This is a genomic window from Paenibacillus sp. SRL342 (assembly GCF_984798905.1).
In genome coordinates this window covers 709,171-730,752 of record NZ_OZ481790.1, presented here as the reverse complement: position 1 = coordinate 730,752, position 21,582 = coordinate 709,171, and the positions used below count along the sequence as shown (strand labels likewise).

General features: G+C 41.0%; 15 protein-coding genes and 3 rRNA genes. 2 read left to right on the top strand and 16 right to left on the bottom strand.

All coding sequences use genetic code 11. The annotated features are described in order from the left end of the window. Positions 1-28: 28 nt before the first annotated feature. Positions 29-763: a class I SAM-dependent methyltransferase gene (locus tag AC4E8D_RS03390; RefSeq protein ID WP_221825669.1), complete on the bottom strand. Its 735-nt coding sequence runs from the start codon at positions 761-763 to the stop codon at positions 29-31. Positions 764-925: 162 nt separating this feature from the next. Here AC4E8D_RS03390 and AC4E8D_RS03385 point away from each other — a divergent pair, with 162 nt between their 5' ends. After that, positions 926-2,281, top strand: coding sequence for an MATE family efflux transporter (locus AC4E8D_RS03385; protein ID WP_221825670.1), 1,356 nt, complete (start codon positions 926-928; stop codon positions 2,279-2,281). 155 nt (positions 2,282-2,436) lie between these two features. On the opposite strand, the gene AC4E8D_RS03380 is transcribed toward AC4E8D_RS03385, so the two are convergent. The 11 genes from AC4E8D_RS03380 to AC4E8D_RS03330 all read right to left on the bottom strand — a co-directional run bounded on the left by AC4E8D_RS03380 (position 2,437) and on the right by AC4E8D_RS03330 (position 16,521). Beyond that, entirely contained in the window at positions 2,437-2,790 is a 354-nt protein-coding gene (locus tag AC4E8D_RS03380) for a FlxA-like family protein (protein WP_221825673.1), read from the bottom strand. A gap of 278 nt (positions 2,791-3,068) precedes the next feature. Beyond that, positions 3,069-3,185 (bottom strand): 5S ribosomal RNA (gene rrf / locus AC4E8D_RS03375). A gap of 75 nt (positions 3,186-3,260) precedes the next feature. Next, positions 3,261-6,188, bottom strand: a 23S ribosomal RNA gene (locus AC4E8D_RS03370). Positions 6,189-6,498: 310 nt separating this feature from the next. Beyond that, positions 6,499-8,051, bottom strand: a 16S ribosomal RNA gene (locus AC4E8D_RS03365). The 16S, 23S and 5S rRNA genes sit together here, the layout of an rRNA operon. Before the next feature lie 538 nt (positions 8,052-8,589). Further along, entirely contained in the window at positions 8,590-9,810 is a 1,221-nt protein-coding gene (locus tag AC4E8D_RS03360; RefSeq protein ID WP_221825695.1) for a TraB/GumN family protein, read from the bottom strand. Positions 9,811-9,992: 182 nt separating this feature from the next. Continuing rightward, positions 9,993-10,271 (bottom strand): hypothetical protein, encoded by a 279-nt coding sequence (locus AC4E8D_RS03355; RefSeq protein ID WP_221825693.1) that lies wholly within the window; start codon positions 10,269-10,271, stop codon positions 9,993-9,995. A gap of 625 nt (positions 10,272-10,896) precedes the next feature. Further along, positions 10,897-11,664, bottom strand: a complete 768-nt coding sequence (locus AC4E8D_RS03350; protein ID WP_490205861.1) for an Abi-alpha family protein — start codon at positions 11,662-11,664, stop codon at positions 10,897-10,899. A 461-nt stretch (positions 11,665-12,125) separates the two neighbouring features. Then, positions 12,126-13,874 (bottom strand): hypothetical protein, encoded by a 1,749-nt coding sequence (locus AC4E8D_RS03345; RefSeq protein ID WP_490205860.1) that lies wholly within the window; start codon positions 13,872-13,874, stop codon positions 12,126-12,128. A 144-nt stretch (positions 13,875-14,018) separates the two neighbouring features. Continuing rightward, a complete protein-coding gene (locus AC4E8D_RS03340; protein WP_490205859.1) occupies positions 14,019-15,059 on the bottom strand; it encodes a hypothetical protein in 1,041 nt (346 codons plus the stop codon). Positions 15,060-15,180: 121 nt separating this feature from the next. Continuing rightward, entirely contained in the window at positions 15,181-15,816 is a 636-nt protein-coding gene (locus AC4E8D_RS03335) for a site-specific integrase (protein WP_490205858.1), read from the bottom strand. 396 nt (positions 15,817-16,212) lie between these two features. After that, on the bottom strand, positions 16,213-16,521 hold the full coding sequence (locus AC4E8D_RS03330; RefSeq protein ID WP_490205857.1) for a hypothetical protein: 309 nt from the start codon (positions 16,519-16,521) through the stop codon (positions 16,213-16,215). Positions 16,522-16,976: 455 nt separating this feature from the next. On the opposite strand from AC4E8D_RS03330, the gene AC4E8D_RS03325 reads away from it, so the two are divergent. Continuing rightward, positions 16,977-18,307, top strand: a protein-coding gene (locus tag AC4E8D_RS03325; RefSeq protein WP_490204968.1) for an IS3 family transposase whose coding sequence is annotated in 2 segments (ribosomal slippage) — positions 16,977-17,358 and positions 17,358-18,307 — 1,332 coding nt in all. Because the reading frame shifts where the segments join, the coding sequence is not laid out codon by codon here. Between the two features lie 102 nt (positions 18,308-18,409). On the opposite strand, the gene AC4E8D_RS03320 is transcribed toward AC4E8D_RS03325, so the two are convergent. The 4 genes from AC4E8D_RS03320 to AC4E8D_RS03305 form a co-directional block, all read right to left on the bottom strand. Beyond that, the gene (locus AC4E8D_RS03320; RefSeq protein WP_490205856.1) at positions 18,410-19,627 is read right to left on the bottom strand and encodes a DUF418 domain-containing protein; all 1,218 of its coding nucleotides are present in this window, start codon (positions 19,625-19,627) and stop codon (positions 18,410-18,412) included. Positions 19,628-19,848: 221 nt separating this feature from the next. Continuing rightward, positions 19,849-20,238: a hypothetical protein gene (locus AC4E8D_RS03315; protein WP_490205855.1), complete on the bottom strand. Its 390-nt coding sequence runs from the start codon at positions 20,236-20,238 to the stop codon at positions 19,849-19,851. A gap of 74 nt (positions 20,239-20,312) precedes the next feature. Further along, a complete protein-coding gene (locus tag AC4E8D_RS03310) occupies positions 20,313-20,933 on the bottom strand; it encodes a DUF4258 domain-containing protein (protein ID WP_490205854.1) in 621 nt (206 codons plus the stop codon). A gap of 457 nt (positions 20,934-21,390) precedes the next feature. Next, complete coding sequence (locus tag AC4E8D_RS03305) at positions 21,391-21,555, bottom strand: hypothetical protein (RefSeq protein WP_490205853.1); 165 nt, start codon at positions 21,553-21,555, stop codon at positions 21,391-21,393. Positions 21,556-21,582 lie beyond the last annotated feature (27 nt).

Here is a 21,582-nt window from a genome sequence, read left to right as displayed (position 1 = left end):
CCTCTGGTCTAACGTATCATTTTCTTCGTTATACTTTAACCGCAGCAATCATCAGAAACATCGGTCTCCGATTCTCGTCTCGCATGCCTGGGACCTGTTCAATCATCTCCGGTGATGGTTTGGATTCAGCCACCTTTTGAATAGCAAACCCCGCCTTAATCAGTTCATTGAGATGTGTTGCCAGTGTGCGATGATATTTGACCACATCCTGATTCAGAAAGTTCGCCACACGTTTCCCTTCATCGTGGTAATCATCCACGGGCCAGTGAAGAATCTCACCTGTGGGTCCGTAATGCCAATCCTGGGCAGCACGAGCGGTGAAGATGGGATGTTCGGAAGATAGTACAAATGTGCCCCCTTCTACGAGAAAATCATTGATCTTAGCGTACACCGTGTCTAACCGTTCAATATAATGCAAAGCAAGTGAACTGATCACAACGTCGAATTGTCCCGGTGCAAAATCAATATCTTCAATCGCCAGCTGCTCGTACCGGATCTGTGGATCGTCCGTCATTTCACGAGCACGCTGAAGCATATTTTCAGACAAATCTACTCCGATCACTGAACTCGCTTGCTGCTCCCGCGCATACCGGCAGTGCCAGCCAAAACCACATCCCAAATCCAGCACACGTTTGTCCTTCAAATCAGGCAATAGAGTCTGCAGTTCATGCCACTCCCCCGCTGCATCCAGCCCTTGAACGGAACGTGCCATCTTACTATAGTTATTGAAAAATTCAGATTCATCGTATTTATTTTGTTTCATCAAGAGAATCCTCCCGCTTTATAAATATCAACCTACTCTACCACATAAACGATATTTAAACGCAAAAGTTGCCAAGAGAATTCACGACGTGTTATCATACAGAACGAACGTTCAGTATTTTTAAATACAGAATGAACATTCAGTCTACTAACGGAGGTCATTATGAATACGAATTGGACGCATCCCTTGGAAGGGCAATCTGTAGGTAAAGCTTTTATAAGCTACCTCGTGCCTTCTGTATTGGGGATGCTGGTAGTTGCTTTTAATTTTATTATCGACGGCATTATGGTTGGACACAAACTGGGTTCTACCGCGATGGCGGGAATCGGCATTGCCTCACCTGTTTACACACTTTTTGTTGCTATGTCGCTGTGGATCGGTATGGGCGGGGCAACCTTGTACTCCAACGCTATGGGTAGAAAAGATATCACATCAGCCAAACAAATTTTTACCAAATCCATTATGCTGATTATGCTAGTTACGATAGCCATTGGATATACTGCATTTACGTTCAAAGACAAGCTGGTATACTCCCTCGGTGCTAACGCCGAGACCTTCCCGTTTGCTTCGGATTATATGAATATCATGTTATTGTTCGGATTCGTTTTCACCATTGAGAATGCACTCTCTATCTTTGTACGAAACGATGGTAATCCCAACACGTCCATGTACGCTCAGATTACGTTTGCTATAGCCAATATCATCATCAATTATATAACATTGTATGTACTCGAATGGGGTGTACGCGGTGTGGCCCTCGGTACAATTGTATCAGCGTCTCTTGCGTTACTTGTCCTGTTCACTCACTTTTTCAAAAAAACAAATAATCTCACGTTCACCCGGTTCAAATGGAACAACAAACTGCTGGCTTCCCTGCTGCTCATTGGTTTCCCCAGCTTTCTGGCTGAACTCGGCATGTCGGTCTTCTCTGTCTCTCACAATATCTCCATGGACCGCATTGCGGGCACGGATGGTGTAGCATCCTTTACCGTATTGAACTATATTCATGGTGTGGTACTGTTAGCGTTCCTGGGTCTGGCGTCTGCTGCCCAACCTCTGATCAGCTATTATCACGGTGCCAATCAGATTAAACGGGTACAACAAACAATACGGTTAGCCACCAAAACGGCTCTCGCATGCGGTCTATTGTTACTGGTTGTTGTTCAGATCGGTGCGCCTTATTTCGTGCAAATCTTTGGAAACTTCAGTAGTGGCGTAACGGATAATGCCGTTTACGGATTACGTATATTTACATTTGCCTATGTGTTTATGGGTGTTAACTTTGTCATGAGCACCTATTTCCAATCTGTAGGCAATGCCAAAATGGCCATTTGGATCACAGCTGCGCGTGAAATGATTATCATGATTGCGTTGATTGCGATTCTCCCTTCATTCTTTGGTGTCACGGGTGTGTGGCTTGCCGTACCGCTGTCCGAAATGCTGGTTCTCGCAACCATAGCCGTATACTATAGAAAACGATCCCTTACGGATCGAATAAACGCGCTGCGCCCTGAATAACGTTAACAGATAATAACAGCAACAGATAGCAAATAAATGGAACGTAAATGGAATGTAGGTAGACTTCATAAATAATCTAACAAACAAATAAACAAAGCCCCGCACGATCAATATAGATCGGTCTGGGCTTTTGTTTTATCCTAAATTAGATGTCATTAGATGCGTATATCAAATCGGCCATTACTATCTGTTGTTGCGTTTGCAATCTCCTTAGGGGTAGCTACGCCCATTCCATTGGATGGTGGTTGGGCAGATAGCGCCTCCTTCGTAGCAGTTGTACCGGCTCCTTGAGAGCTTTGCTGTGCAATCTGTGCCTCAATCTGCTTAATTTGCTGTTCAAGCTGTTTGGTCTTTGTCTCCTTGGTTCGCTCATCGTCCTTGCTAGATTGCACTTTCTCCAGTTGAGCCTCAAGCTTCGTCTTTTGTTTCTCCAAGCTACTTGAATTGTCCGAGCTCGAAGATGTCGATATGTATGATGTAGTGGAGCTGGCTGTAGAAGATATATTCATTATGGTTCTCCTCCTCTTTACTTGGCTTCACTATACCCTATCCCACTGAAACGTACGTTAAATTCAACTGAAAGGTTGCTGAACGAGCTAAAAATCTGAAGTTAATCATATGGAAGTATGTATATCAGTATTAATCCGTAGTCTAATTATTAATACTGAGGGTCTTCATATAAATGATTATATTGATGCTGTCTTATCTATATAGTTAGTTTGTTTCTCGGCAGAAAATAGTAACACAAAAAAGACACACTCGATATCATCAAGTGTGTCTTCCTATTGCTTGGCGGCGTCCTACTCTCCCAGGACCCTGCGGTCCAAGTACCATCGGCGCTAGAGGGCTTAACGGTCGTGTTCGGGATGGGTACGTGTGGAACCCCTCCGCCATCGCCACCAAACGCGTAGCTTACATTTCAGAGTGTTGTTCTCTGAAAACTAGATTCGAAACGAAACATGCGATTTACAACTTGCTATTGGATAAGCCCTCGACCGATTAGTACTGGTCAGCTCCATGCATTGCTGCACTTCCACCCCCAGCCTATCTACCTCGTCGTCTTCAAGGGGTCTTACATACTGGGAAATCTCATCTTGAGGGGGGCTTCACGCTTAGATGCTTTCAGCGTTTATCCCGTCCGTACATAGCTACCCAGCGGTGCTCCTGGCGGAACAACTGGTACACCAGCGGTACGTCCATCCCGGTCCTCTCGTACTAAGGACAGCTCCTCTCAAATTTCCTACGCCCACGACAGATAGGGACCGAACTGTCTCACGACGTTCTGAACCCAGCTCGCGTACCGCTTTAATGGGCGAACAGCCCAACCCTTGGGACCTACTTCAGCCCCAGGATGCGATGAGCCGACATCGAGGTGCCAAACCTCCCCGTCGATGTGGACTCTTGGGGGAGATAAGCCTGTTATCCCCAGGGTAGCTTTTATCCGTTGAGCGATGGCCCTTCCATGCGGTACCACCGGATCACTAAGCCCGACTTTCGTCCCTGCTCGACTTGTAGGTCTCGCAGTCAAGCTCCCTTATGCCTTTGCACTCTTCGAATGATTTCCAACCATTCTGAGGGAACCTTTGGGCGCCTCCGTTACTCTTTAGGAGGCGACCGCCCCAGTCAAACTGCCCACCTGACACTGTCCCCGCACCGGATTACGGTACCAGGTTAGAACCTAGATACGATCAGGGTGGTATCCCAACGTTGCCTCCATGCAAGCTGGCGCTCACACTTCAAAGGCTCCCACCTATCCTGTACAGATCGTACCCAAATTCAATATCAAGCTGCAGTAAAGCTCCATGGGGTCTTTCCGTCTTGTCGCGGGTAACCTGCATCTTCACAGGTATTAAAATTTCACCGGATCTCTCGTTGAGACAGCGCCCAAGTCGTTACGCCATTCGTGCGGGTCAGAATTTACCTGACAAGGAATTTCGCTACCTTAGGACCGTTATAGTTACGGCCGCCGTTTACTGGGGCTTCGGTTCACAGCTTCGGGATTACTCCCTAACCACTCCCCTTAACCTTCCAGCACCGGGCAGGCGTCAGCCCGTATACTTCGCCTTACGGCTTCGCACAGACCTGTGTTTTTGCTAAACAGTCGCTTGGGCCTTTTCACTGCGGCCCCCTCGTGCTATTCACACTACCGGGGCACCCCTTCTCCCGAAGTTACGGGGTCATTTTGCCGAGTTCCTTAACGAGAGTTCTTCCGCGCGCCTTAGAATACTCTTCTCGCCTACCTGTGTCGGTTTGCGGTACGGGCACCATCACCTGGCTAGAGGCTTTTCTTGGCAGTGTGAGATCATGACCTTCGCTACTATAATTTTCGCTCCCCATCACAGCTCAGCCTTACAATGTGCGGATTTGCCTACACATCAGCCTCACTGCTTAGACGGACATCCATCAGTCCGCGTCACTACCCTACTGCGTCCCCCCATTGCTCATAACGGCTTACGGTGGTACAGGAATTTCGACCTGTTGTCCTTCGACTACGCCTTTCGGCCTCGCCTTAGGTCCCGACTTACCCTGAGCGGACGAGCCTTCCTCAGGAACCCTTAGGCTTTCGGCGGATCAGATTCTCACTGATCTTTTCGTTACTCATACCGGCATTCTCACTTGTATAATGTCCAGCGCTCCTTACGGTACACCTTCAACCCTTATACAACGCTCCCCTACCCCTGATGCAAAGCATCAAGCCATAGCTTCGGTGGTGTGTTTAGCCCCGTTACATTTTCGGCGCAGAGTCACTCGACCAGTGAGCTATTACGCACTCTTTAAATGATGGCTGCTTCTAAGCCAACATCCTGGTTGTCTGTGCAACTCCACATCCTTTCCCACTTAACACACACTTGGGGACCTTAGCTGATGGTCTGGGCTGTTTCCCTTTTGACAATGGATCTTAGCACTCACTGTCTGACTCCCGGAAGTAAGTCTATGGCATTCGGAGTTTGACTGAGCTTGGTAACCCTTGCGGGCCCCGCACCCAATCAGTGCTCTACCTCCACGACTCTGTTTTCCGAGGCTAGCCCTAAAGCTATTTCGGGGAGAACCAGCTATCTCCGAGTTCGATTGGAATTTCTCCGCTACCCCCACCTCATCCCCGCATTTTTCAACATGCGTGGGTTCGGGCCTCCAGTGCGTGTTACCGCACCTTCACCCTGGACAGGGGTAGATCACCCGGTTTCGGGTCTACGTCCACGTACTAAGTCGCCCTATTCAGACTCGCTTTCGCTGCGGCTCCGGCTCTTCACCTTAACCTTGCACGGGAACGTAACTCGCCGGTTCATTCTACAAAAGGCACGCCATCACCCCTAAAACGGGCTCTGACTTTTTGTAAGCACACGGTTTCAGGTTCTATTTCACTCCCCTTCCGGGGTGCTTTTCACCTTTCCCTCACGGTACTGCTTCACTATCGGTCGCTAGGAAGTATTTAGCCTTGGCAGATGGTCCTGCCGGATTCATACGGGGTTTCACGTGCCCCGCACTACTCGGGATCCGTCTCGGAGGGAACCAACTTTCAACTACAGGGCTTTTACCTTCTTTGGCGGGCCTTTCCAGACCTCTTCGCTTAACCGGTTCCTTTGTAACTCCATGTGAGACGTCCCACAACCCCAAAGAGCAAGCTCTCTGGTTTGGGCTTCTCCGCGTTCGCTCGCCGCTACTGACGGAATCACTATTGTTTTCTCTTCCTCAGGGTACTTAGATGTTTCAGTTCCCCTGGTATGCCTCTACATAACCTATGTATTCAGTTATGAGTAACTGGAAATTACCCCAGCTGGGTTTCCCCATTCGGACACCCCCGGATCAAAGCTTGCTTACAGCTCCCCGAGGCAGTTTCGTTGTTCGCCACGTCCTTCATCGGCTCCTAGCGCCTAGGCATCCTCCGTGTGCTCTTAGTAGCTTAACCATTTTGTTCCGGTTTCGGTCGCTCGCTTCCCTTGTTTTGCTTGCGCAAAGCCAAAAGTCGCTCTCACCCGATACCATCACAAAAGCAATTTAACTACCTTTATACACTTGACTTGTTTGCACAAGTTCAGCTAAAAAGGAATGTTCTAATTCGCGTTTGTTTCGTTTCGATATCTAGTTTTCAAAGAACAAGCTCCATGCAAAAGCAAGCTGTTTTGAGAGTTTGAGCTCTCAAAACTGAGCAACGAGTGAGTGTTTTGCAGCTAAGCTGCAGTTTTGAATGTTTCCACTCGGGAAACGATTCTCCATAGAAAGGAGGTGATCCAGCCGCACCTTCCGATACGGCTACCTTGTTACGACTTCACCCCAATCATCTATCCCACCTTCGGCGGCTGGCTCCTTGCGGTTACCCCACCGACTTCGGGTGTTATAAACTCTCGTGGTGTGACGGGCGGTGTGTACAAGACCCGGGAACGTATTCACCGCGGCATGCTGATCCGCGATTACTAGCAATTCCGACTTCATGCAGGCGAGTTGCAGCCTGCAATCCGAACTGAGACCGGCTTTGTTGGGATTGGCTCCATCTCGCGATTTCGCAGCCCGTTGTACCGGCCATTGTAGTACGTGTGTAGCCCAGGTCATAAGGGGCATGATGATTTGACGTCATCCCCACCTTCCTCCGGTTTGTCACCGGCAGTCTATCTAGAGTGCCCACCCGAAGTGCTGGCAACTAAATATAAGGGTTGCGCTCGTTGCGGGACTTAACCCAACATCTCACGACACGAGCTGACGACAACCATGCACCACCTGTCTCCTCTGTCCCGAAGGAAAGGTACATCTCTGTACCGGTCAGAGGGATGTCAAGACCTGGTAAGGTTCTTCGCGTTGCTTCGAATTAAACCACATACTCCACTGCTTGTGCGGGTCCCCGTCAATTCCTTTGAGTTTCAGTCTTGCGACCGTACTCCCCAGGCGGAGTGCTTAATGTGTTAACTTCGGCACCAAGGGTATCGAAACCCCTAACACCTAGCACTCATCGTTTACGGCGTGGACTACCAGGGTATCTAATCCTGTTTGCTCCCCACGCTTTCGCGCCTCAGCGTCAGTTACAGCCCAGAGAGTCGCCTTCGCCACTGGTGTTCCTCCACATATCTACGCATTTCACCGCTACACGTGGAATTCCACTCTCCTCTTCTGCACTCAAGTCACCCAGTTTCCAGTGCGATCCGGGGTTGAGCCCCGGGATTAAACACCAGACTTAAATGACCGCCTGCGCGCGCTTTACGCCCAATAATTCCGGACAACGCTTGCCCCCTACGTATTACCGCGGCTGCTGGCACGTAGTTAGCCGGGGCTTTCTTCTCAGGTACCGTCACCTTGAGAGCAGTTACTCTCCCAAGCGTTCTTCCCTGGCAACAGAGCTTTACGATCCGAAAACCTTCATCACTCACGCGGCATTGCTCCGTCAGGCTTTCGCCCATTGCGGAAGATTCCCTACTGCTGCCTCCCGTAGGAGTCTGGGCCGTGTCTCAGTCCCAGTGTGGCCGATCACCCTCTCAGGTCGGCTACGCATCGTCGCCTTGGTGAGCCGTTACCCCACCAACTAGCTAATGCGCCGCAGGCCCATCCCCAAGTGACAGATTGCTCCGTCTTTCCAGTTTCCTTCAGGCGAAGAAAACAACTATTCGGTATTAGCTACCGTTTCCGGTAGTTGTCCCAAACTTGAGGGCAGGTTGCCTACGTGTTACTCACCCGTCCGCCGCTAAGTATCAAGGAAGCAAGCTTCCTATCAACTCCGCTCGACTTGCATGTATTAGGCATGCCGCCAGCGTTCGTCCTGAGCCAGGATCAAACTCTCCAATAAAGTATTGAAAAGAGCGATAAGCTCATTTTGAATCTGACGAGATTAAAAATCTCATTTGTGCTCCAGTCGATTCAAGCCAAGGCTTGTCTCTAACTTTCGCGTTCATTCTGCAAGCAGAATGTTTACTCACTCGTTGTTCAGTTTTCAAAGATCAAACTTATTTTTGTTACCGAATGTCGTTCTCTTCAGCAACTCTTATATAATATCATGTCCGAACCAACTTTGCAAGCTCTTTTTTTAAGTTTCTTTCGAAGCTTATTTCATTTGCTTGCCGCACCGTGTATCTCGTGTTTTTTTGGCCGGAAATAGAATATACCATGTAGAACATACACTTGTAAAGAGTTAATTTCAAAACATATCAAATCCACGATCTAACCATATTAAGGACCTTTAATCTAGAATGAACTCTTAAGTTCAATTGTATTATCCTACAGCTTGATCTTCTTTATTTAATCTGTCTTTGTTCTATATATAAGAAGGTAACCCTCTCAACTCTTATATTCGAGACAAAAGGGTTACCTTCTATAGTAATCTATATTTATTTACGTTCTACTTTATATCCTTTATCCTCAAGCAGTTTCACGATACCGTGATCACCCAAGTAATGTGCCGCGCCAACAACAATGAAATATTCCTCACTTTTGCCGTTTTTCAAGTAACCATCGATTTTGTCCGCCATACCAATGTTACGATCAACCAGCATCGCTTTGTTATATTCCTCGTTAGTGGAGAAGCTGTTTGTCAGTTCAAGCAGTTGCTCGTCATTACCCGTTTTCCACATCTCAGCCATTTCTTTCACACTGTTATCCAACACGTCGAAGTTTTCGATTGTCGCTTTCAGTGTTTCCTCTTGTGTTTCTTTGGAAAAGTCGTTAAACATGCCAAGTTGAGATTGATAACTCTCTAACTCAATAACTGGAAGTTTGCGCTCGATCGCTTTCTGGATGAAATACAGATCCACTCCTGCTGACGCTTCGTATCCTGCCGTTGTGGACTTCAAACTTGCAAGTGTGCTCTCTACTACCCAAGGCTTAAATGCATCCAAGGCGTTAGACTCCAGACCATTTTTCTTCAATACATCACCCAGCTTAGTATACGTTTCACTGGAAATGTGGTCTTTCAGTGTTGTTCCATCCTGATACGAACCCAGACTTAGAACCAGCTTTTGCTGCTCTTCGTCAGCGGCTTTGCTAATATCAATCTCTACCCCGAGATAATCAGCTTCCGCAAAGGCTTCTTCAAACTCCGGACGCAATGGATAGAAGCTCTCATCCGCAATATGCATGGACCCTACCAAATAGACCGTGTTGCCATTGCTTTCAACTTCCCACATGAAGCCACGTCCACCAGTTTGCGCAGTTTCAGTTGCTCCCCCTTTGGATACCAACAGCACGGTGCGCGTTGCAGCATCCCAGCGAACTTCATAACCTGCAGCATCGCCGACGATGCGGATTGGCGCATACGTTACACCGTTGATTCGTGTAAGCTTACTTTTGAGTGTAATCGTTTTGCCATCTACTTCAGCCGTGATCGTATCATCTGTCGCAGTTGTTAGCTTCACGTCCATGGCATCCAGCGTAGTCCGCAGTGGAACTAATGTCGTACCTTTATCCAGGATTGGTGCTCCTGTGGCATATTTCACAGCTTGATCATTAACCTTGACGGAAGTTCCTTGTGGAGCAGCCATAGCTGGTACTGAAGATGCGAGCAAACCTACCGAGATTGTGAGAGATAAGAGCATGCGTTTCCAATTCTTCATATTATGTAATCTCCTTTATTGAATATAGTTGCCAATCCAACATTTAATAGAATGGACATACTTAGATACTACGGTTAAAGATGGGAATTGGTGCCACTCCACAAACGGAGCAGCACTTTATCCCTGCATTACACTCATTAGATAAGAAACAATACATACGAAACCGTCATATATGTTCAATGTTAGATATTCGCAAAATCCAAGCTATTCCATGATAAATAGATACTGATCATTGCCAGGAAAAAGAACGCTACAGCAATCTTCCGATTACCCCCCAGCTTCACTCCATATGCAACGAAGAAAATAGCGATAGCTAATTTAGCGATGCTTTGGTAATAGACCTGCTCTGAAAAGGCTGAACTACTGAATACAATGGAAAGTAGCAGTGTAGTCAGGATCAATGCTTTAAACCACAGAGGTTCCCTCAAAAACTGTATATAGAACCCTTTTAACTGCTGCATGATCGTCAACCCTCTCCTGAACTCGATTTAATATAACACCACCGACACAGCACACCACTAACCACCACATCACACACCTTATGTGTGTTGTCATAATTAGTGAGAATAATCAGCAATAAAGGCTTGTACATCAACACATATTTTCATAAAAAAAGAGAAAAATTTACCATTAACTTTTAAATTCTTCAGTAATTTTCACAATTAGTGAGAAAAAACGAAAAAAATTTTCTCTATATTTATGCATACTAATGGATAAAGATTTCAGAAGAATCTTTATCATATTTTAACACAGCAAAAGACTGTTATCTAATATTAGATAACAGTCTCAATTAAGATATTATATTTATTTTTAAGTTTCGCATTCTATATTAGAGTCTACTAATGAATCACAATCTTTGATTCGTAATTCCATTAGAACACTCCAATAATAGACATCCTCTAAATCCTTGAGCCATACAGAATCATTTTGTTCATACATTAATAAAACGATCTATCTTATTAATGCCTCGATAAATGCTCTCAAGGAGGCTATTTAGCTCGGACATGATGCAGATCGGCTGGAATAATAATTTCGGTATGATTCAATAATGATCATTTTCTTGTTAGGAGAAAACATAAAAATTATTCAATCGCTACTACTACATGCTTCGATGAATGCATCACAAAAATATGTTGTAGTAATCCAATCATAATTAGTCCCCAAATAAACCTTTCCATAGTTTTTTCTTAGAAATGTACTCAAATCCTCAGACATTGAATCGTAATTATTTTGCAAATCAGAGATAAGATCCTTTATTTTATCTAATCCTTCTGTTGGCATAATATAATCAACCAGTCCTAACCTGAATAATTTGTTATGTAGAATTAGATGAAATTCTTCCTTTTTTATTAGAGTATGCTCTTCTAAATCTTCATAAAATTCATCTGAACTCATGTCAAAGTATGGATGAATTGGAACACAAACTGATCTGATATATTTGAGAACTTTTGCATCGTTTGGACTCAACTGTTTTAGCACATCAATAAAAGAGGGTATTAACTCATGATTTTTTTCGGAGCTAACTGTATCATTTAGTAGGTTAGACCACATATTTTGTATCGATTCCTCTTCTTCAAGAGAAGCAATCTCAAGTAAAGGAACTATATTTTTCAATGCAACTTGAGTAGGTTTAATATTATGTTTACGGCAATACTCAGCAGCACTATTAAGCATTGTAATTTGTCTATTAAATCTGTAGGATCGAACCTGATCATGTAAGATGCTTCCAGCTTCTAAAGCTGCAGGACTGATGATACTTCCCATAAAAGAGACTGCTTTATTTACTAATTCTAGGGGTAGACCGATAGTATCTGATATTTGTTTCATTAAACCATTATTATTGTTGTTTTCCATTATTACACCTCTTCGTATTTATTCGGATGATGTGGCAACTTGCCAATTTTACATTTCTCAGTCAGCGTATAACCCTCAATTATCAGAGCAAATTTTCATAATTATAGGATTTTTGTAATTTTCACGATTAGTGAAATAATTAAAAAAGCATTTTGGTGTTTAATTGCATTAGGACGAATGCGATTAAGTAAGATTTCTCTGAATATTATCTCTTAATCACGCGCCTACACATCTCAGCCGTAAGATCTGTACTAGCATGGAATGCCTAATTATTTGTTTCTCACAATCATAAAAATGATTTCTCACTAAACAGTTATCTTTGATAATTCCAGTCCTATCCGTTATAAAGATCAAGATCATTGATGAATCTATAAGTTTGGTAACAGCAACAGATCTGATTAAAAGCAAACCAGAACTATCGCCTTTTTTTGTTATACTGCATTCGAATCAATTTTATTTCACTACTTTGAAGTCAATGCCTCAATTCTATACCTAACCTTTGTTTTATCTTCCTGATTTCCACTTGTCATAACGACACTAATCTGATCGCCCTCTTCGAGAACTTCCAACTTCTTTTGAACCTTTTCAACATTTTTAATTGATAGCGGTGGATACACCACTTCTATAGAAATACGTATTCTTATATTAAGAAGGGTAAACTCTAGATGCCCCTCACCTCTTATATTGTTTTCCTTACCAATTGTCTCCTCTAATTTTTCAAGTGTATCATATTTAGCAGAAAACTCTTGAAAATCGATATCTTCTTCAAGATTTTCTAAAGATATTACTTTTTTCAAATATTCGATGTAAAACACATCCTCATCAGAAAACACGTCAGAAAAGAAAAATTTCTCTTCGAGATAATCCTCAATATCACTTAGCATGGACAAAATATTGTACATGCGTTTACTGTTGGTATAGATATTTTGTTCATCAGTGAAGTATGCAGAAAAGACGCCTTCTTCATCTTCAATTGTTACGAGCTCCATCTCTCTCTTTTGTTGGGCAATTCGAAAGAAATTTAAATACATCAAGTGGGATTTAACACAGTTTCCTCGAAAAAGCGGGATTTTCAAATTAAATTGATTAATGGGATTTGTTGTTGAGTAAAAAAAATCATATTCGAGCATCCGATCATTTTGATTCTTATTACTAATTCTGATCTCTGTATCACTTATCACTTCAACGATTTGAATTTTTACATTTTCATCAATACAAATTTTGTCTATCATTAATCTACATTGAAGTACTGGAAATGGGATCGGGTTTACTATCAATGATAAGGATTTATTAGGACCAGATGTCTGCTTCCCTATTTTATTCTCACCTGCAAAATGTTCAAATGTTTCAATTTCAAACTCAAGAGGAGTTTGTTTTAGTGTCCCGTACTGAATTAGATCAACAAAATTCTTAAAGTGCTGATATTCTTTAGGAATTTTAATAAGGACTTCGAGGCGCATTTCTAGCCCAGTTAATACTTCTTGATTTCTTGGTTTCTTAAGTATGATAGCCTCATTGTTGTCAATAATGATTTCATTGGTCCAATCAGGATCCATCGATCCTGTATTAATTACCGACTTTAATGCATTTGTTATCTGTTTTTCTGCAGCTGTAATATTATTATCAAATAAAAGATCTTCAATTTCTCTATTAAACAAAACCCCTGTGCTAGTTTTTTTATTCATCATTTCTTTAACCATATTCTCCAAATTCTTAGAACTGATTTGAGAGTCCTTTTGTAGAGAATGAATCTCATCGAGTTGATGTTCTATCCGTCCTAATTTAGAAATGATCTCTAAATCAGATGCTTCCCAATTCTTAAGTTTATATTCTTCAATTTTTTCGATGAACACCAAAAAAAACAAAGGGATTTTTTCACCTTCACCGCTGTAGCGCTCCATATATGGCTCAAGGTTTAATTTCTTCTTTACCTCAGACAATGGAGGTGTTCCATAAGTAATCCAACTGAATAATTCCTCCCTGTTCCGATGATCTTCAATTAACTCCTTAGTTAAATTATTACTTAACTGAGTAATAGCTTTTGCATCAGTTATCGATGCTTTAAACATATTTTTTACACTTATTTCAAAGTTGTCTTTAACCAGCAAATCCTTCAGATCACGAAAAGACTTTGAATTAGTCACTGCTGATTCTAAATACTTTATATAAGATTTTGCCGCCACTTTAGAAATTAACCCAACAAACTCCATATGATCACCCCAAAATAAAGTTTAATCAATATTTCTTATAGAGTACCATCCTATATATTCACAAATCTCCCATTGGTAAACCTTAGCATTCTATATCGCTTAATCCAATCAATCTGTTTAAAGAAACATTACTTCAGAAGCTACTTAGGTCATGTTCCTAAACCTTCTTTTAACCTGACGGCTAGGTACATCAAGTTTACTTCGGAAGTCCTCAGATCCATTTAACTCTATTTTTAATCTTTCTAAAAATATGATGACATCGTCTACTAATAGTGAACTAGATTCAATTCTACGTAAAAACATTAATGTAAGCTCTCTCACTTCTTTTAAGGCAATATCCTTTCTGTTTTTTGATGCATACTTGCATAGGTAATGTAAATCAACGTTCACCTTAGTTATCTTTATAAAGGAATTGTTACTATTTGCTGTTCTCAAATCTCTCATCATTTTTAAAACAACACCTAGCGAATAATAAATCTCTATGAGTTTCTTTAATCTTTTCTTCTCCCGTTTCTCCCTATAAATTTGTCCTACAGTATCGAATATAATGAAAGTTAAAAATGCTTCCTTGATTTTAGGTAAGAACTCTATGTACATGTTGTATTGATTTAATGTGTATTCCTGACCCATCATCTTACTCACCCAGTGCATAGGGTTATAAAAAACATTTGAAAAGATTCCTGATGTAAAACCATCTAGAATTGAAAATACATACAATATTCCTGCCAACCAATATAACTCTAATCTAAATTGGAAAAGGATATATACAATTATAAATAATATTACTGCTGAAAAGTAAAAGCTACCATTCAAAATTTCATTGCTTAAATTAGAAATCGACTTCATATATGTAATTAATTCTTCTATGGTTAAGTTATTATCAACCAAATAGTCCATATAGGCCGTATTTTCTTCAAGCTTTGAGAGAAATAAAATCTCATCTGTTAAAAGCTCATGAAATATGGCTTGGCCGTTATCTGGCAATCCTTTATCCATAACAATAAACGTTTCTGTGATGGTATCCCCTATCTCTGTTTTAGCATCAATTGCAGGTGAGAAAAAGACATCCTCACTATATTTGTCTTCGGTAGCATATCTGTAAAAGGCACCCGGATCCACTTTGTTAATTATCTCGAATAGTAACACGGATATACCCACACATAATGGAAAGTACAATACAAACATACATAATAGAATTACATTCTTAATCAAAAACGTATTCCTCAAACGTGACTTTTTCATTTAATCCCCTCTCTTTTTTACAATTCATAAATACATTTAAATTTTTTTCACAGGGATGAACCTTTTATTTAAAGCTGCTACTTGAATACCATTTTTCATCCATCCCCGCTCGCCCTGCATACTCTTTAACAATATTTTCAACACTTTTTCCGGATGATGGGGAATTACTGATATGCCCATGCTTATTTATAGACCGAAATAAAGGCCCTGTAAGGAGCCCCGATATCTCCAACCACTCCTTGAGAGCTAACACAGGACATTTCCTCTTTTCCATGGATAGAATCACATATTCTTGTTTAAGATCATATGTCCGACTGTTCCCTCTTTTTCGTTTGTAGTGAACCTTCGCATATTTTTTAGAAGAAACTAAATCTAAATTCTCCACATTAAGTGAGACCATTTCCTCCCTAAACAATTTACCATGATAACCCAAAAGCAATAAAGCCTTATCTCGCACTCCTTTCAAGCTATCCGGAATTCTATCGAGCATTTTATTAAGATCATTTTTGCTAATACGCTTTTTGCTCTCCTTATCGGTATTATAAGCAATTTTGGCTCCTTCAATAAGAGGCTGGACCAGTTTTGTATCAGGTGGAAGATAACCTTTCGCCAGATGAGCATATCTAATAGCATCGATTCTCCTATTAATCGTACTAGCTTTATATCCTTCCAAAACCATTGTCGCAATATAAATAGACAACACCTTCTCATTGGAAGGATACGCGTTATATCCATAGGTAGAGCACCATGTAAGAAGCGGCTCTCGTCAAAGATTTAACGATCTCATCATTGAAATGAGACCTTGGAAAATGATGCGTCTCTTTTTTCTCACTAAGATATAATTCAATTTCACCTCTGACTGAATCGAAACACCTCATGTTTAGATCTTCTTTCAGTCTGAATTTTTTGTCACTAAAAATGGATTGGTCTACACTGAAAAGTAACTCATTAAGCTGTCTATCCCTACTAGACATGAAGGAGTAGACTTTCTCTAATGAGTGTCTGAATCCTTCCTCGTTCCGTTGATTTCCTTTCAAATAAGAGAGATTTTGAAATTTATTTTGATAATCGATATTAACGAGCCTAAAAAATAATTCTACAAACTCTCTATAATGAAACGGAATACGTATTTATTAAAGTTTAGATATTTTGATATTTGCTTCGTAAACATAGCTTGAAAGAAAACATTATGATTATCCTTCGGTTGTTCGATAACGGTATAAGGTAGCATTTTCAATTCCATTCCGCATTTACATTGTCCTATTCCAGGAGATAAACTTATAATTTTCCTTCCACAATAGCATTGTTGTTGCATGATGCAATGATGAATATGACAAATTGTATATCCCACACACCTCCAGACACATTTATAGTACATATTATCTGATAAGCATTGCGGGCACACCTTTGGATAAACCGAAGGAAAATATACTATTGGAAAAGCATTACAAAATAAAACGATTTATAGTGTCATGCCCTTTAGCAAATAATATTTATTTGAAGCACTTGCTGTTGTTTAGAATCTATGTAAACAACAGTACGATTACTAAAAACGTTTTTTTATCTTCGCCCTCAACTTCAACTAGTTGAAATTTAATTATGAATCAATGTAATCTTACGTTCGAAAATTTAACTAACAACATCCTATTGAGGTCTCTAACTAACTTCAAAATTTACACTTCTTATTATCCACTACCGATATATCACCTTTTTCACACAACAAGACATCACACCTAATAATGCAAAAAGAAACCCAATCCTTTATTAAAATGTACCCTATAAGATGGACACTTTGAAAAAAGCCCATCTTATAGGGTATTTTGTTTATAATGAAAAAAAAGAGGTTGGAGCGGAAATGTTATGACGAAAAGATTGCTGACAAAGAAAGAACAAGAACTGCTAAAACGGAATCCAAATGTAATTGCTGTTAGTGAAAAGGCGATTACGTACACAGATGAATTTAAGCGCCATTTCATTGCTCAAAATGAACAGGGGAAACTGCCACGAGATATTTTTGAGGCAGCGGGCTTAGATGCCCTATGTATTGGTTTGGAGCGTGTTCGTTCTTGCGCAAAACGTTGGCGTGCTTCGTATCGTGAAGCAGGTGTAGAGGGCTTACAGGATACACGTAAAACGAATTCAGGTCGCCCTTCGGAACGTGAATTAACATTAGAACAAAAGATTGAACGATTAGAAGCAAAAAATCAATTGTTACGAGCGGAAAATGAACTGCTAAAAAAACTCGATCTACTCGAAAGGCAGATGTTGAAGAAGAAATAAAAGTGGCACCAGAGCTGAAGTTTGAACTCATTTATCGGACGAGCAGAACGTATAAAATGAAACGGTTAATCAGCTATCTATGCGCTGTTATGGAAGTATCACGTTCTGGATACTACAATTACTTCTCTAAAAAATCAGTGCAGAAGCGTGTAGCTAAAGCCAAAACAGATGAGATTGTAAAGGGAATTATTTTAAAGGCGTATCATTTTCGTGGACGAAAAAAAGGAGCACGCCAAATCAAAATGACGTTAGAAAATCAGTACAAAGTGACGTACAACTTGAAGCGGATTCGCCGGATCATGAAGAAATTTGAGATCATCTGTCCCATTCGAAAGGCTAATCCAGCCCGTAGAATGGCAAAAGCAACGAAAGAACATCGCACATGTCCAAACGAATTACAGCGCAATTTTAAGCCAGGCGAGGCGGGAAAGGTGTTATTAACCGATATCACATATTTAACGTACAAAGGCAATAAACGTGCGTATTTATCGACGATTAAAGACGCACAGACGAATGAAATTTTAGCGTATGAAGTTTCTTCTTCGTTAAGTATAGGAATTGCGCTAAACACGCTTCGTAAATTACAGAAGCATCGCCATTTAACCAAAGATGCGTTGATCCATTCCGATCAAGGCTTTCATTATACGAATCCACAATTCCAATCCGTAGTGAAGAAAATGGGATTAAGACAATCCATGTCACGTCGAGGAAATTGTTGGGATAATGCTCCCCAAGAATCGTTCTTTGGGCATTTTAAGGATGAAACGAATATCAAAGAATGCGAAACATTAGAAGAAGTAAAACGAGAAATTAAGAGTTATATGACGTACTACAATCATTATCGAGGGCAATGGAATTTGAAAAAGCTGCCGCCTGTAAAATACAGACAGCAGCTTCAACAAGTTGCCTAGTTTTTTTCAAAATGTCCTTTACAAAGGGTACACTTTATATCAGAACAGGCTTCTTATTGCGTTTCCCGGCAAAGTCTCATGCTCAGTTGATGCCATCGTGCTTTATTGAGAAGTTTGGTGCGTTCTTTTCGTTTTTCTTGGCTGCCCTTTCCAGGACAAATATGTCCCAATCCGTAGGACGTACTCGACTGGCCCGGTGCTAAATTTTTTTAGATATAGCGGACTAAACCATAATTGAATACCGTACACAGAAAGCGCAATAATCGCTCCGAAGAACACTCCAGCGTGGCCAAACAGCCCCAATCCGTATCCGTAATAAATCGTTGTACAGATTACACTCTGCATTAGGTAATTCGTCAATGAGAGACGACCAACCGCCTCAAACTTAACGAACAGGCTGGCGCGGCTGTTTACCGTATAAAGCAGAGCAAATACGTAAATGTAGCCTAGTGCAAGCAATGTCCCTCCGAGAGTCGTTCCAATGCCGATGCCGGGCCATTCTTTCGCACCGAGTTGCGGTCCCAGCACACCGTAAGCTTTGAGCATCAAACCTACTGGAATCAGAAACGAGGCACGACGAATATACATAGGTCGCATCGCTTGTGGATCATTAAACGTGCCGATTCTGGCAGCACGCATGCCAAGCAGGAACATTGGTATTGTCATAAGAGGAGCTAACATCAAAGCCAACAGTAGGTATACTGCATCCAACTCCCCACCGAATGGATCGGCGTTATTACTAAAATCCCTAATCTCTGCGTAGCTACCATTTCCATAAACATCCTGACTCTGTTTGATGTAATTCTCCATATGTGTGGATAAATTAGCAAGCGGGTCCATCGGATTGGAAGCCGGAAGGCCCAGCAACCCAACTCCAGTGAGTAGCATTAACGCCCAGATTAATAGCGTTTTCGGTTTCCTATTAAGGAATATAAGCAAGAAGAAACCGAGTACACCGTAAATCGTCAGGATGTCCCCTTCCCAAAGATATGTTATGTGCAGTATTCCAATACCCAACAACAGTAGGAATCGGCGGGCCAAATGACATTTTGGTCGTAACTCTCGTGATTTTAGACTTTCCGATAGCTTAATCATTCCAAAGCCAAACATAAATGCAAAAATCGGCATAAAACTACCCACCACAGTGATAAGAAGGAACGAGTGAACCGCACGGTCTGCTCCAACGATCTCTAACAGTTGGGGTTCACTCTGGCCGAACATTCCATATTGGAAAGCCAGCATATTCGCCAACACGATGCCGGCCAGACTAAATCCGCGCAGCCCATCAATTAGTTGGACGCGCTTTTTTGATGTGTTCAATTAATCACCTCTGTCTTTAGCATAATACTAAGTCCTAAATATAGCATTTTGCTGAATGTAGATTTTTTAAATCCTAATGGATTAAGAGTAAGGATTTAACTCTTCAACGCAAAAACTCGATCTTAAACGATCGAGTAGGATACTTTAAGCTAGCATTTCTTTGTATAAGAAGCATTTGAGGAGTAATCCTAGTATAAAGTCAGGTTGCTCCTACATTTCGGTTAATTTAGAAATGACTTAAGTTCCTTTTCGAACTGATTTCCAAATTCCCTAATCGCTTCTTTAGATGCTTTCAATGTGAATAATTGACCCAAATCCATAAAGATAATTAAATACAAATCTGTTTTATATTCATGCATCCATTTCATTTCCATATTCTCTTCAAAATGACTAAAGTAACCCTTCCACTTTTCTTCAGGAAACTCCTTCAGCATAGGAAGAAAACTATTTAGGACCATGTTGGTCCAACCAAATTTTACTTCTCTAATCAACTCAGAGTTAATGTAGTACTTATAATTAAAATAACTACCTTCACCTGGGAGCGGATTATGTTTAACAATAGATAATTCAATAAAGTTACCAGGATAATTCTGATCTTTTAATATAGGCATGTTTACCTCCATAATTATAAAAGTGGAGAGAGAATTATCTCCTCTCTCCACTTTTCTTTTTATTATAACTTATATTATTTAAACTTAAAACCGCCTTTGATCCAACGGCCTTCTGTAATACGATTTTGAACTGTACTAACACTATCTAATTTATAAGTAGTGATAATTGTATTCAATGCGTTATCAATAACAATTACCACTTTATTATTTCTATCTAGCATAATACGAGAGTTGGAGTAGTTAGTATCATAATATTTCTCTACTGCAAACATTCCCGATGATTTTTCAGACAATACATTATCCATTTGCAAACCAGATATACCACGCTCAATTGCTCGCTCAACTGCATGTGCACTTACCTCGGTAACAACGTTTCTAACAGTTGCTTTAACTGTTACCTTAGCTCCTTTGGCAACATTCTTAAATATTAAAGTAGCCAGTCTTACAATTCCTCCAACTATAAAAGGTTGTGCATTGAAAGAGTCTGGTCGTACAATTTCACCTCTAGAAATTGCCTCAAAAGCTGCACGCATCTCCTGATCATGTTGATCTTCAACGTAATTACTCTCTACTGTTTGTCCAAAGTTAATTTGCTCTTCTACAGTAGAGTTATCTGCAGATGCTGCACCAATTGTTACTGTATTGATCGCTATTACCATAGAAAGAACAGCAGCTATTCGTTTTGTCCACTTCATTCTCTTCTCACTCTTCTCTTTATAATTTTACTTACAATCCATTATATGTATACTGGCCAGCAACAAAATTTATTTTAAATTTTTCCAAATAAATTGTCAATATGTGTATTGATTTACATGTATTAATTTCAATAAATAATATTATAAAAATTATTGATTTTATACATATAACACTCTTCATAGTACCCTCAGCAAGGTCCTATTCCATAGGTCCGTTGAAAGCCCCTAAAAATAAAATTTTCCAAAGCCATTGATAGCTTCAACAGGAGAAACTTTAGTGATCTTACTTTCATTCAGTCGAAACAGAAAACAAAGGAACAAAGGTTTTATACTCTGCAAAAGTCAATACTGCCGTAGCAGAGGATCCTACTAATGCAACTGCGTGTAAAGTCTTACTCAAAAAATTCTCTCTTCTGCACATGGTGTAATGCATCTGTCTATTTTGCTCGCCTTTTTTTTAAAGTTCTTTCACTTGCTTTGGGAATGGTTTTGTTCTTCCAGAGTAATTCGAAAAGTCCGGAGTTCCTTTCGGAGAAATATTGGGATGGAGGATCAATTGATTTTCAATGAGAAAATTGGTCACTTTTTCTATCTGATCTTCAGATATACTGAATATTTTCATTACTTCACTCCTTCCATTGGACTACAA

What these genes read in the sequence shown, in the direction of transcription:
- AC4E8D_RS03390 (WP_221825669.1), bottom strand. Translation starts at nt 763, where the DNA reads ATGAAACAAAATAAATACGATGAATCTGAATTTTTCAATAACTATAGT.
- AC4E8D_RS03385 (WP_221825670.1), top strand. Translation starts at nt 926, where the DNA reads ATGAATACGAATTGGACGCATCCCTTGGAAGGGCAATCTGTAGGTAAA.
- AC4E8D_RS03380 (WP_221825673.1), bottom strand. Translation starts at nt 2,790, where the DNA reads ATGAATATATCTTCTACAGCCAGCTCCACTACATCATACATATCGACA.
- AC4E8D_RS03360 (WP_221825695.1), bottom strand. Translation starts at nt 9,810, where the DNA reads ATGAAGAATTGGAAACGCATGCTCTTATCTCTCACAATCTCGGTAGGT.
- AC4E8D_RS03355 (WP_221825693.1), bottom strand. Translation starts at nt 10,271, where the DNA reads ATGCAGCAGTTAAAAGGGTTCTATATACAGTTTTTGAGGGAACCTCTG.
- AC4E8D_RS03350 (WP_490205861.1), bottom strand. Translation starts at nt 11,664, where the DNA reads ATGGAAAACAACAATAATAATGGTTTAATGAAACAAATATCAGATACT.
- AC4E8D_RS03345 (WP_490205860.1), bottom strand. Translation starts at nt 13,874, where the DNA reads ATGGAGTTTGTTGGGTTAATTTCTAAAGTGGCGGCAAAATCTTATATA.
- AC4E8D_RS03340 (WP_490205859.1), bottom strand. Translation starts at nt 15,059, where the DNA reads ATGTTTGTATTGTACTTTCCATTATGTGTGGGTATATCCGTGTTACTA.
- AC4E8D_RS03315 (WP_490205855.1), bottom strand. Translation starts at nt 20,238, where the DNA reads ATGCCTATATTAAAAGATCAGAATTATCCTGGTAACTTTATTGAATTA.
- AC4E8D_RS03310 (WP_490205854.1), bottom strand. Translation starts at nt 20,933, where the DNA reads ATGAAGTGGACAAAACGAATAGCTGCTGTTCTTTCTATGGTAATAGCG.
- AC4E8D_RS03305 (WP_490205853.1), bottom strand. Translation starts at nt 21,555, where the DNA reads ATGAAAATATTCAGTATATCTGAAGATCAGATAGAAAAAGTGACCAAT.